The sequence below is a fragment of the Glycomyces arizonensis DSM 44726 genome (genome assembly GCF_000482705.1).
In the GTDB taxonomy this organism is placed as follows: Bacteria; Actinomycetota; Actinomycetes; order Mycobacteriales; family Micromonosporaceae; genus Glycomyces; species Glycomyces arizonensis.
In genome coordinates, this window is sequence record NZ_AXWO01000013.1 from 22,857 (window position 1) to 34,818 (window position 11,962).

14 protein-coding genes are annotated in these 11,962 nt (G+C 70.9%); 8 read left to right on the forward strand and 6 right to left on the reverse strand.

From position 1 onward, the window contains the following. Nucleotides 1–38 precede the first annotated feature (38 nt). On the forward strand, nt 39–2,036 hold the full coding sequence (thrS, locus tag H613_RS0110405) for a threonine--tRNA ligase (protein WP_026923744.1): 1,998 nt from the start codon (nt 39–41) through the stop codon (nt 2,034–2,036). A gap of 62 nt (nt 2,037–2,098) precedes the next feature. Here the strand turns inward: thrS and H613_RS0110410 are convergent, their stop codons facing one another. The 4 genes from H613_RS0110410 to H613_RS0110425 form a co-directional block, all read right to left on the reverse strand. After that, entirely contained in the window at nt 2,099–2,536 is a 438-nt protein-coding gene (locus H613_RS0110410) for a type II toxin-antitoxin system VapC family toxin (protein WP_026923745.1), read from the reverse strand. Continuing rightward, nucleotides 2,533–2,781: a ribbon-helix-helix protein, CopG family gene (locus tag H613_RS0110415; protein ID WP_051393214.1), complete on the reverse strand. Its 249-nt coding sequence runs from the start codon at nt 2,779–2,781 to the stop codon at nt 2,533–2,535. Before H613_RS0110415 ends, H613_RS0110410 begins: the two co-directional genes overlap by 4 nt. 98 nt (nt 2,782–2,879) lie before the next feature. Further along, a complete protein-coding gene (locus H613_RS0110420; protein WP_026923747.1) occupies nt 2,880–3,800 on the reverse strand; it encodes a sulfite exporter TauE/SafE family protein in 921 nt (306 codons plus the stop codon). A 101-nt stretch (nt 3,801–3,901) separates the two neighbouring features. Next, the gene (locus tag H613_RS0110425) at nt 3,902–5,395 is read right to left on the reverse strand and encodes a potassium/proton antiporter (protein ID WP_026923748.1); all 1,494 of its coding nucleotides are present in this window, start codon (nt 5,393–5,395) and stop codon (nt 3,902–3,904) included. 284 nt (nt 5,396–5,679) lie between these two features. Here H613_RS0110425 and H613_RS0110430 point away from each other — a divergent pair, with 284 nt between their 5' ends. The 6 genes from H613_RS0110430 to pdxS all read left to right on the forward strand — a co-directional run bounded on the left by H613_RS0110430 (nt 5,680) and on the right by pdxS (nt 10,525). After that, entirely contained in the window at nt 5,680–6,225 is a 546-nt protein-coding gene (locus tag H613_RS0110430; protein ID WP_245598524.1) for an HIT family protein, read from the forward strand. 120 nt (nt 6,226–6,345) lie between these two features. Further along, on the forward strand, nt 6,346–6,975 hold the full coding sequence (pgsA, locus tag H613_RS0110435) for a phosphatidylinositol phosphate synthase (protein ID WP_026923750.1): 630 nt from the start codon (nt 6,346–6,348) through the stop codon (nt 6,973–6,975). Beyond that, nucleotides 6,968–7,858 (forward strand): phosphatidylinositol mannoside acyltransferase, encoded by an 891-nt coding sequence (locus H613_RS0110440; RefSeq protein ID WP_026923751.1) that lies wholly within the window; start codon nt 6,968–6,970, stop codon nt 7,856–7,858. Before pgsA ends, H613_RS0110440 begins: the two co-directional genes overlap by 8 nt. A gap of 8 nt (nt 7,859–7,866) precedes the next feature. Further along, nucleotides 7,867–8,982: a glycosyltransferase gene (locus tag H613_RS0110445; RefSeq protein WP_026923752.1), complete on the forward strand. Its 1,116-nt coding sequence runs from the start codon at nt 7,867–7,869 to the stop codon at nt 8,980–8,982. Nucleotides 8,983–9,054: 72 nt separating this feature from the next. Then, a complete protein-coding gene (locus H613_RS0110450) occupies nt 9,055–9,519 on the forward strand; it encodes a hypothetical protein (RefSeq protein WP_156925953.1) in 465 nt (154 codons plus the stop codon). 85 nt (nt 9,520–9,604) lie between these two features. Then, complete coding sequence (gene pdxS, locus H613_RS0110455) at nt 9,605–10,525, forward strand: pyridoxal 5'-phosphate synthase lyase subunit PdxS (protein WP_051393215.1); 921 nt, start codon at nt 9,605–9,607, stop codon at nt 10,523–10,525. A 48-nt stretch (nt 10,526–10,573) separates the two neighbouring features. On the opposite strand, the gene H613_RS29180 is transcribed toward pdxS, so the two are convergent. Continuing rightward, complete coding sequence (locus tag H613_RS29180; protein ID WP_051393216.1) at nt 10,574–10,996, reverse strand: SSI family serine proteinase inhibitor; 423 nt, start codon at nt 10,994–10,996, stop codon at nt 10,574–10,576. Between the two features lie 77 nt (nt 10,997–11,073). Between H613_RS29180 and H613_RS0110465 the strand changes: the two genes are divergently transcribed. After that, the gene (locus H613_RS0110465) at nt 11,074–11,364 is read left to right on the forward strand and encodes a hypothetical protein (RefSeq protein WP_026923755.1); all 291 of its coding nucleotides are present in this window, start codon (nt 11,074–11,076) and stop codon (nt 11,362–11,364) included. 4 nt (nt 11,365–11,368) lie between these two features. Here H613_RS0110465 and H613_RS0110470 read toward each other — a convergent pair whose 3' ends face one another. Beyond that, the gene (locus H613_RS0110470) at nt 11,369–11,950 is read right to left on the reverse strand and encodes a hypothetical protein (protein ID WP_026923756.1); all 582 of its coding nucleotides are present in this window, start codon (nt 11,948–11,950) and stop codon (nt 11,369–11,371) included. Nucleotides 11,951–11,962: the final 12 nt, after the last annotated feature.

Below are 11,962 nucleotides of genomic sequence, written 5' to 3' on the forward strand. Positions count from 1 at the left end.
TGGCATCCGCAGCGCCGAACACCAGTCCAGACCCCGCCGTGAGCGCGACCGAACCGCTCTGGGTGACGGCTGGCACTACGTGCGCCGACGCGGTGGCCGAGGCCGGCCTCCCCGCCCACGGCCCGGCCGCGATCGTCGTCGTCCGCGACGCCGAAGGCCGCCTGAGGGACCTCGCGTGGGCCCCCGAGGCCGACACCAAGGTCGAGCCGGTGCCGCTGAACAGCCCCGACGGGCTCAGCGTCATGCGCCACTCGGCCGCCCACGTCATGGCGCAGGCCGTCCAGGAGCTGCGCGAGGCGAAGCTCGGCATCGGCCCGCCGGTGACCGACGGCTTCTACTACGACTTCGACGTCGAAGAGCCGTTCACCCCCGAGGACCTCAAGCAGATCGAGAAGCGGATGCTTCAGATCATCAAGCAGGGGCAGACCTTCCACCGCCGCAAGTACGCCTCGCTGGAGGAGGCCCGCGCCGAGCTCGCGCACGAGCCGTACAAGCTCGAACTCATCGAGACCAAGGGCGAGGGCACCGACGCCGACGAGGTCATGGAGGTCGGCGGCGGCGAGCTCACCGCCTACGACAACCTGGACCGGAGCGGCGAGCGCGTCTGGTCGGACCTGTGCCGCGGCCCGCACCTGCCCTCGACCAGGCTCATCGGGGCGGTCAAGGTCATGCGCTCGGCCGCGGCCTACTGGATGGGCTCGGAGAAGAACCCGCAGCTCCAGCGCCTCTACGGCACCGCCTGGCCGACCAAGGCCGAGCAGAAGGAGTACCTCCAGCGCCTGGAGGAGGCCGCCAAGCGCGACCACCGCAAGCTGGGCCAGCAGCTCGACCTGTTCTCCTTCCCCGACGAGCTCGGCTCCGGCCTGCCGGTGTTCCACCCGAACGGCGGCGTCGTCCGCATGGTCATGGAGGACTACTCGCGCAAGAAGCACGTGGAGGCGGGCTACTCGTTCGTCAACACCCCGCACATCACCAAGAAGCAGCTGTTCGAGACCTCCAAGCACCTCGAGTGGTACGCCGAGGGCATGTTCCCGCCCATGGAGCTGGAGGGCGCCGAGTACTACCTCAAGCCGATGAACTGCCCGATGCACAACCTGATCTACGCCTCCAGGGGCCGCTCGTACCGCGAGCTGCCGCTGCGGCTGTTCGAGTTCGGCTCGGTCTACCGGTACGAGAAGTCCGGCGTGGTCCACGGGCTCACCCGCGCCCGCGGCTTCACCCAGGACGACGCCCACATCTACACCACCAGGGAGCGGATGGGCGAGGAGCTGACCTCGCTCCTCCAGTTCGTGCTGGACCTGCTGAAGGACTACGGGCTCGACGACTTCTACCTCGAACTGTCCACCAAGGACCCGGAGAAGTACGTCGGCGACGACGCCACCTGGGAGGAGTCCACCCAGGTCCTCGCCGAGGTCGCCGCGGCCTCCGGGCTCGACCTGGTGGCCGACCCGGGCGGCGCGGCCTTCTACGGCCCGAAGATCTCCGTCCAGGTCAAGGACGCCATCGGCCGGACCTGGCAGCTCTCGACCATCCAGCTCGACTTCTTCGAGCCGGAGCTGTTCAAGCTGGAGTACGCGGCCGCCGACGGCTCCCGCCAGCGACCGGTCATGATCCACCGGGCCCTGTTCGGCTCCATCGAGCGGTTCTTCGGCGTCCTCACCGAGCACTACGCGGGCGCGTTCCCCGCGTGGCTGGCGCCGGTGCAGGCGGTCGGCATCCCGGTGCGCGACGCGAACGCCGACTACCTCGACGGCTTCTTCGCGCAGTTGCGCGCGAAGGGCATCCGCGGCGAAGTCGACCACTCGGACGACCGGATGCAGAAGAAGGTCCGCAACGCCCAGCTGCAGAAGATCCCGTTCATGGTCATCGCGGGCGACGACGACCAGGCGGCCGGGACGGTCTCCTTCCGCTACCGCGACGGCTCCCAGCGCAACGGCGTCCCGATCGACGAGGCGGTGGCGCACGTGGTCGACGTCGTCGAGTCCCGCGTGAACCAGGGCCCAGCGGCGCCGCCCGCCGAGGAGGCGGGGGAGTAGCGACCGCTACGCGGCGGGGCTCGCCCCGCCGCGTTCGGCTCTTCCGAATCGATGCGTCGGCCTCAGTCGAGGTCCGCTGGGAGAATCTCGAAGGAGCCGAAGGACTCGGTCAGCGGCGAGATGGCACGGAAATCGCGTTGGTCCAACGTGAAGATGCGGTTCGTCCGATACTTGGCGGCCAGCGCGACCCCGATGCTGTCGGCCAGATCGAGGCGAAGGCCGACGTATTTGTTCCGCACTTCGTCGGCTGTGGCGAAGTCCTCGGGAGTGAGCTGCGCAAGCTGATGCACTCCGGTGTTCAGGTCCTCGATGATCGCCGAACTCACCTTCGCGGCCTGGTCGTAGCCGTAGTCCCGGCGGAGCATGTGGTCGAACTCGGTCATCACCAGCGGCGAGATATGGAGCGTCTCGGTCTGGAGGATCGTCGAAGCCTGCTCGTGACAGTCCTGAGCGGGATCGAAGGCCGCCAGGAGCGCTGAGGTGTCCGCGACGATGATCACCGCTTGGACACCCGTCGCTTGATGCTCTGGTAGATCGCTTCGTCCATCTCCTCAAGGCTGCGGCGCTTTCCTCCCGTGAGGACCGGATACGGGCGGTTCCGGCGCGGCCGGTCGGACTGGACTTCGGAGGCGAGGCGCTTCGCCGCGCGCCTCACGAACTCTGCCTTGGAGACCCCGAGGCGTCGAGCGGCCGCTTCGATCTCGGCTTCGAGCTCCTCCGAGAGGTACAGCGTCGTCTTGTGCATATGGCATATGGTACCACCAAAGCTGGCCGTTTTGCCTCATTGATTCGGCGAGGGCGGCGGCGCGCACCCTTGCCGGTGCGCGCCGCCGTTCTGTGCTCTCAGGCCTGTTCGGGGACCGGTTCCTCGTGCTGCGACTCGTCGGCCTCCTCCTCGGCCCGCTCCTTGCGGTGCTCCCGGACGGACCGGGCGACCGCACCGGCCCACGCCAGCGCGATGACCGCGTAGGCGAGGGCCGCGGCGGGCGCGGACGCGCCGATCCAGTCGCTGCGCAGCAGCGTGCGCGCGTTGGTGATGACGATCAGGCCGCCGACCAGTGAGCCGAGGACGCGCGGCGGGACGTGGCGGACGAGCCAGGCCGCGACCGGCGCGGCGATGACCCCGCCCACCAGCAGCGCGGCGACCCACGCGAAATCGACGCCCGCGGTGCCCAGGCCGACCAGGAAGCCGATGCTCGCGGCCAGCGTCACCAGGAACTCGGCGGCGCCCATCGAGCCGATGACCTTGCGCGGCTCCATGCGCCCGCTGGCCAGCAGCGCCGGGGTGCCCACCGGGCCCCAGCCGCCGCCTCCGGTGGCGTCGAAGAAGCCCGCCACCAGCCCCAGCGGCCACAGGAAGCGGTGCCGCAGCGGCTTGCCGAGGCTGTCGCGACTGAAGCCGAAGGCCGTGAAGCGGACCAGGAGGTAGACGCCGAGGCCGAACAGGATCAGGGACATGATCGGCCCCGCGACCTCGGTCGACAGGTTCGACAGGACCGTGGCCCCGGCGAAGGCGCCGATGGCCCCGGGCAGGCCGATCCTGCCGATGAGCTTCCAGTCGATGTTCCCGAAGCGCCAATGGGAGACGCCCGAGGCGAGGGTGGTGCCGATCTCGGCGAGGTGGACGGTGGCCGAGGCGGCGGCCGGGCTGGTGCCGATGGCCAGGAGCAGCGTCGACGAGGTGACGCCGTAGGCCATGCCGAGGCTGCCGTCGACCAGTTGCGCGGCGAGCCCGACCAGGCCGAGCAGAACGAGGGTGCGCACGGGGAGATCCTTTCCTATTAATCCTACAAAATTAGTAGGAATATGATGCGCCGCGATCACCGGCCTGTCAACCGACCCGTCCAGGTGCTGGGACCGGCCCCTCAGTCCTCGCCGGTCTCCCCGAGCCAGCGCGCCAGGCGTCCCGCCCGCGCCAGGGCCGTCAGGCGCCGCTCGGTGGCCTCGCGCAGATCCGGATAGGTGACCACGATGAGCTGGTCGCCCGAGCGCAGCCGCTCGCCGTGCGCGGGCACGAACAGCCGGTTCGCGCGCACCACGCTCGCCACGGCGCTGCCCTCCGGCAGCCGCAGCTCGAACAGGCGCAGCCCCGCCAGGCCCGAGCGCCTGGGGATGGTGATGGTCAAGACCTCGGCGTCGACGGCGTCCAGCGGCGCGGTCTCGATGTCGACCTCCTGGACGAGCCCCGGCTGCGAGAGCCGGAGCCGCTTGGCCATCCACGGCAGCGTCGGCCCCTGGAGGAGCGTGAACGCCAGCACCAGGATGAACACGATCTCCCACAGCGCCTGCGCGCCCGGCAGCCGCTCGGAGTGCGGGATGGTGGCCAGGACGATCGGCACCGCCCCCCGCAGCCCCGCCCACGCGATCAGCGCCTGCTCCCTGATCGAGAACCTGAACGGCAGCAGGCACAGCACCACCGACAGCGGCCGCGCCACCAGCGTCAGCACCGCCCCGAGGATGAGCGCCGGGACGACCGCGTCCAGCAGCGTCGCCGGGCTCGCCAGCATGCCCAGCATGACGAACATGCCCAGCTGCGCCATCCAGCCCAGGCCGGTCGCGAACGACTGCGTCGCCGCCCGGTGCGGCAGCCGCGAATTGCCCAGGACGAGCGCCGCCAGGTACGCGGCGATGAAGCCCGAGGCGTGCAGCGCCCCCGAGGCCGCGAACGCCGCCATGCCGAGGCTGAACACGGCGAGCGGGTACAGCCCGGACACCGGCAGCGCCAGCCGCCGCAGCAGCCACGCGCCGCCGAAGCCGATCACCAGCCCGATCGCCGCGCCCGCCGCCAGCTCCCAGACCAGCGTCACGACCAAATCGCCCGCGCTCGGTATGCCCGCCGCCGAGGAGAACGCCAGCACCAGGATCACCGCCGGGGCGTCATTGAACCCCGACTCGGCCTCCAGCGTGCCGCTCAGCCGCCTCGGCAGGCCCACGTTGCGCAGCTCGGAGAACACCGCCGCCGCGTCGGTCGAGGCCACCACCGCGCCGAAGACCAGCGCCGCCTGCCACGCGAAGCCGAGCAGGTAGTGCGCGCCCGCGGCCACCACGGCGACGGTGATGAACACCCCGAACGTCGCCAGCAGGCTCGCCGGGGCCAACTGCCCCGAGATCGCCTTCCACCGCGTCGACAGGCCGCCCTCGATGAGGATGAGCGCCAGCGCGAACGTGCCGATGACCTGCGCCAGCCCGAAGTCCCCGAAGGCGATCCCCAGCCCGTCCTCGCCGAGGGCCATGCCCGCGCCGAGGAACACCAGCAGCGCGGGCAGCCCGAGCCGGTGGGTGGCCCGGATGGCCGCGATGGAGACGAGCACGGTGACGCAGCCGATGAGCAGCACGAGATACAGCTGAGGCGACGTCACACTTCGCAGCATATCCGGGTCTCCAGGGCCGAAACCGGATAGTTTGGCGCCGCAGGCCCCACCCGTCCCGCGCCCGCCTGGTCGACGCCGCGGCACCGGTAGCTCAGATGAGTGCTCGCCGATTGCGCAGGAGCGTTGCCCGGTCTATTTTCCCGCTCCCTTCGTTGTCGAATGCCCGTTTACAACTTTCGGTAGGCGGACATTCGGCCGCCTCGGGAGCGGAAAAATATCCTCGGGCACTGCGGACCTCCGCAATCGGCGAGCACTCATCTAAGATCGTCTCCGTGAGCCAAGTTGCACCCGAAGGCGCCGGAGTCCCCGACGAGTACGAGCGACTGTGGACGCCCCATCGGATGGCCTACATCAAAGGCGAGGGCAAGCCGACCGGCGACGACGCCGACATCGAGGGGTGCCCGTTCTGCGAGATCCCCAAGTTCGGCGACGCCGAAGGGCTCATCGTCACCCGGGGCCGCACCATGTACGTCGTCATGAACAAGTTCCCCTACAACTCCGGGCACCTCATGGTGGTGCCGCTGCGGCACGTCCCCGACTACACCGACCTCGACACCGACGAGGTGGCCGAGATGGGCGCGCTCACCCAGGAGGCGATGCGCACCATCCGCGCCGCCATGGGCGCCCACGGGTTCAACATCGGCATGAACCAGGGCCAGGTCGCCGGCGCGGGCATCGCCGGGCACCTGCACCAGCACATCGTGCCCCGCTGGGGCGGCGACGCGAACTTCATGCCCATCATCGGCCGCACCAAGACCCTCCCGCAGCTGCTGGGCGACACCCGCGCCGAGCTGGCGGCCGCCTGGGGGCGCTCGTAGCCAGGCGGGCACTATAGAGTCAAGGCGCACCCACCACCGGCCCAATGCCCGAACACCCGACGGGCGGCGCCGGCCACGGCGAAGCTTGCGAGCCGTCAATGAGTACGGAATCAGGAGACCATGGCGAAGTTCCTTCGGACCTCTGGACGCGCGGGACTGCGGCGCTACATCGACGCCGCGGCGAAGGTCCTCATCCGCATCGGCGTGTCCGCCAACGCCGTCACCGTCACCGGCACCGCCGTCATCGCGGCCGCCTCGGTCTTCCTGCTGTCCCAGGGGCACCTGCTGGCCGGCCTGATCGTGGTCACGCTCATCGCCTTCACCGACCTGATCGACGGCGCGATCGCCCGCGTCAAGGGCACCACGAGCCGCTTCGGCGCCCTGCTCGACTCCACCTGCGACCGGCTCGCCGACGGCGCTATCCTGGCCGGCCTGGCCTACTGGCTGCTCGCCGAGGAGCGCTTCTTCGCCTGCGCGATGACGCTGCTGGCGCTCATCGCCTCGCAGGTCGTCTCCTACGTCAAGGCCCGCTGCGAGAGCCTCGGCGCCGAGTGCAATGTCGGCGTCGCCGAGCGGCCCGAACGCCTCATCCTCTCCGGAGTGGCCGTCCTGGCCGAGGTCGTCGGCGTCCCGTTCGCGATGGAGGTCGGCATGGCCCTGCTGGCACTGCTGTCGACGATCACGGTCGTCCAGCGCCTCGTCCACGCCCGAACCGTCCTGGAGGCCGTCGAGGAGCGCGTCGATGCGTGAGAAGCTCACCGAATGGGGCTACCTGGCCGCCTGGCGGGGCGTCCGCCTCATGCCCGAGCGGTCCGCCGCGGCCACCTTCCGCCGCTTCGCCGACCGCGCCTGGTCCAAAAACGGCCGCGCCGTCCAGCAGCTGCGCCGCAACCTCGCCCGCGTCATCGACGGTGAGCCGAGCGACGAACTGGTGCGCGACGCCCTGCGCTCGTACGCCCGGTACTGGATGGAGGCGTTCCGGCTCCCCTCGATGAGCCGCGAGGCCCTGGGCCGCAGCTTCGAGATGCACGGCTACGAGCCGGTCGCCGAACGCGCCGCCGAGGGCAAGGGCAGCGTCGTCGCCCTGCCGCACTCGGGCAACTGGGACTTCGCCGGGGCCTGGGTGCCCCAGATCGCCGGCAACCCCCTCACCACCGTCGCCGAGCGCCTCAAACCCGAAGGCGTCTTCCGCCGCTTCGTCGCCTACCGCGAGTCGCTGGGCATGACGATCGTCCCCGCCTCCGGAGGCGACCGCAACCCGCAGGCGATCCTCGGCGAAGCGCTCGACGCCGGGCACGTCGTCGCCCTCGTCGCCGACCGCGACCTGGGCCGCAGCGGCGTCGAGGTGAAGTTCTTCGGCGAGGCCACCACGTTCCCCTCGGGACCGGCGCTCCTGGCCATCCGCAACAACGTCCCGCTCTACACCGCGCACATCCACTACGAGGCCGACCGGGCCGTCTGCCACATCACCGGGCCGGTCGACACCGGCACCGGCCGCCTGCGCGAACGCGTCGCCTCCACCACCCAGGCCATGGCCGACGCCTTCGCCGAGGGCATCGGGGACCACCCGGCCGACTGGCACATGCTCCAGCGGTTCTGGGCCGCCGACTTCGCACCCGCCGCGGAGTCCTGATGGGGGCCCTGCGGATCGGGATCGTGAGCCCGTACTCCTTCGACGTGGCCGGCGGCGTCCAGTTCCACATCCGCGACCTCGCCGACACCCTCATCGACGCCGGGCACGAGGTGTCCGTCCTCGCCCCGGCCACCGACACCACCGACCTGCCCGACTACGTCGTCTCCGGCGGCAAGGCCGTCGCCGTCCCCTACAACGGCTCGATCGCCCGCCTCGCCTTCGGGCCGCTCTCGGCCTCGCGCGTGCGGCGCTGGTGCCTGGACGGCGACTTCGACGTCGTCCACGTCCACGAGCCGCTCACACCGAGCCTGTCGTGCCTGGCCGTGCTCACCGCCCGCTGCCCGGTCGTGGCCACCTTCCACACCGCGATCACCCGCTCGCGGATGCTCGCGGCCGGGAAGAACATGGCCCAGCTGGTCCTGGAGAACCTCTCCGCGCGCATCGCCGTCAGCCCCTACGCCCGCAAGGTCCAGGTGGAGCACCTCGGCGGCGGCGCCGTCGAGATCCCCAACGGCGTCCCGGTCGACTTCTACCGCAAGGCCCTCCCGCTCGAGTCCAAACCGGAGGGGCCCACCATCGGGTTCATGGGCCGCTACAACGAGCCCCGCAAGGGCTTCGGGATCCTCCGCACCGCCTTCGCCCGCCTCGCCGCCGACCGGCCCGACCTGCACCTGCTCGTCGTCGGCCGCGGCGACCCCGAGGCCGCCCTCGCCGGGCTCGACCCCGAGCTCGCCGAGCGCGTCCACTTCCTCGGCGCGGTCTCCAATGAGGAGAAGGCGAGCATGCTCGCGGGCGTCGACCTCTACGTCGCCCCCAACACCGGCGGCGAGTCGTTCGGGATGATCCTCACCGAGGCCATGGCCGCCGGAACCTGCGTGCTCGCCAGCGACATCGAGGCGTTCAAGAGCGTCCTGGACGACGGCGAGGCGGGCGGCCTGTTCGCCGTCGGCGACGCCGCCGACCTCGCCGTGAAGGCCCGAGTCCTGCTCGACGACGCCGCCCTCAGGGCCGCCTACGTCGAACGCGCGAACGAGTGGGTCCGCCGCTACGACTGGCCCGAGGTCGCCGGGCGCGTCATCGAGGTCTACCGCGCCGCCATCGAGGCGGGCGCCGAACGCCGCTGACCACACCGGCCTCGGCCGGGGAGGCCGGACGCGCGGGGCCCCATTACGATGATCCGGGTGTGGTGGCTGGCGGTGCTCGTAGCGATCGTGGCGGCCGTCGGCGCGTACGCGACATGGACGGTCACGCGCGTCGAACGGCTGCACCGGCGCGCCCGCACCGCCGAGGCCGCGCTGCTGACCAAGCTCGACGACCGCGCCGAGACCGTCCTCAAGTTCGTCGGCCGCCCCGGCTTCGAGGAGGCCGTCGCCCTCGCCCTGTCCGTCGTCGCCGTCCCCGCCGAGACCCGCCGCCAGCGGGAGCTGCGCGAGTACGCCGAGAACGACCTGACGCGGGCCCTGCGCGAGCTCGACCGCGACCACGTCGGCGCCGACGACCTGGAGGCCGCCAACCGGCGCGTCGCCCTGGCCCGCCAGATCCACACCGACTTCGTGCGCGACGCCGTCGCCTCCCGGTCGCTCCCCATCGCCGTGCTCATGCGCCTCCACCACCGCCTGCCCAGGCCGCAGTACTGGGACATCGAGGACCCGCTCCACTAGAACGGCCGTGCGTTCCGCCACAGCGGTGTGAGGCCCGTCGCGGCGTAGAATCGACCAGGTCAGGCACCCCCAACGAGACCAGCAGATGGAGCCGGTGACCGTGTCAGAGACCCAGAAGACCGAGGCCGAGATCGGGACCGCCCGCGTCAAGCGCGGCATGGCCGACATGCTGAAGGGCGGCGTCATCATGGACGTCGTCACGCCCGAGCAGGCCAGGATCGCCGAGGACGCCGGAGCCGTGGCGGTCATGGCGCTCGAACGCGTCCCCGCCGACATCCGCGCCGAGGGCGGCGTCTCGCGCATGTCGGACCCCGACATGATCGACGGCATCATCGACGCCGTCTCGATCCCGGTGATGGCCAAGGCCCGCATCGGCCACTTCGTCGAGGCCCAGGTCCTGGAGACCCTCGGCGTCGACTACGTGGACGAGTCCGAGGTGCTCAGCCCCGCCGACGAGGCCAACCACATCGACAAGTGGCAGTTCACCGTGCCGTTCGTGTGCGGCGCGACCAACCTCGGCGAGGCGCTGCGGCGCATCACCGAGGGCGCGGCCATGATCCGCTCCAAGGGCGAGGCCGGGACCGGCAACGTCATCGAGGCCACCCGCCACATGCGCCAGATCCGCCAGGACATCGGCCGCCTGACCATCCTCGACGACCACGAGCTGTACGCCGCCGCCAAGGAGCTGCGCGCCCCCTACGAGCTGGTCGCCGAGGTCGCCAGGCTCGGCAGGCTCCCGGTGGTGCTGTTCACCGCCGGCGGCATCGCCACCCCCGCCGACGCGGCCATGATGATGCAGCTCGGCGCCGAGGGCGTCTTCGTCGGCTCGGGCATCTTCAAGTCCGGCGACCCGGCCAAGCGGGCCGCCGCGATCGTCAAGGCCACCGCCTTCCACGACGACCCGAAGGTCATCGCCGAGGTCTCCCGCGGCCTGGGCGAGGCCATGGTCGGCATCAACGTCGACACGCTCCCGGCGGACCAGAGGCTCGCCTCCCGCGGCTGGTAGCCGCGCGGACGCACCGCGGGTCCCGGCCGCGGGCCGGGGCCCGTCGCGCTACCGCGGCGCGAGGTCGAACAGCAGGCCGCCGGTGTAGTCCACGGCGGTGCAGTAGTTCCCGAACTGGCCCTGGTAGGAGTGGAAGTCGTCGTTCCATATCCCGTGCGCCCGGACCGACACCGGCCGGTAGTCCATGGTGCACATGCCGCCCGATGACGTCAGCGCCGCGATCTCGCCGTTGACCTCGGCGAGCTGGGCGCAGACCTCGGCGCCGTGCGGATGGGTGCCGCCGCCCGGGCACACCAGCACCGCGTGGCGCTCGGTGCCGTCGGGGAGCTCGACCTCCACGTAGTAGGCCGACCCGCCTTGCTGCGGCTCGGCCGGTTGATTCGCCTGCGCCCCGGCGGCTCCGGCGGTGACGAGCACGGTGAGCGCCGCCGGGCCGAGGACCGCGAGGGCGCGTGAGAGCTTCTTGACCATCCCGCGATCCTAAGTGCGCAAGCTTCGCAAAACACCATCGACACACCCGAATCGGTCGCCCGGCCTAGTCTGGGGGCATGAACGCAGACGACCTCGACCAGCTCCCCACCGCCGAACTCCAGCAGCGGGCGTTCGCCCTGGCCCGCCACCGGCACGACTGGGGCTTCTTCATCGACCTGTTCCGCCACACCCCGGCCGCGGCCCAAGCCGACAACCTCGACCCCGACGTCGCCGAGATCGGCGTCGCCATCGACGACCTCGTCGCGATGTGGCGCCAGATGACCGAAGGCGAATGGGGCGAGGCCGAACCGCTGGCGCGCGCCCGGTTCGTCGACTACCTCCGCGAGGGAGAGGACACCGTCGACTGACGGCCTACAGTGCGGCCGGTCCCGAGCGCGTCGACTCCGTCATCCAATGCTTGACGTCGCCGGAGAACAGCCACCACACCGCCAGGATCGACGCGAACACCCACAGCATGAGCAGCAGGAACAGTCCGCCGCTCTGGAGCGTGGAGAGCATCCCCAGCAGCAGCAGGACGATCGAGGCGGTGATCGCCAGGCGGCGCACGACCTTCAGCCGCGTCTTGAGCCGGATCGCGCACAGCGCCGACAGGATCGCCGCGAGGATCAAGAGCGCCGCGATCGCGATCGTCGTGCTCAGGTACGTCGTCCCGTGGAAGTAATCGGCGTCGCCGCGCGCGAGCGACTCGGCGTCGGCCTGCGTCGCGCCGCCGTCCAGGTACAGGTCCGTGCGGGCCTCCACCAGCTCGTCGCGGCTCGCCTGGCGGAACGCCATCAGGTTGACGACGAGCAGGTTCCCGGCCAGCACGGCGAACACCGTCTGGACCCACAGCGCGATCCGCAACCGGCCGAGCTTCTTCGGCGGCCCCTCGTCCTCCTCGTCGACGCTGTCGGGGACGGGGGAGGAGGGACCGAAGTTCGGTTGCGGGAGCATTGGCGTCAGCCT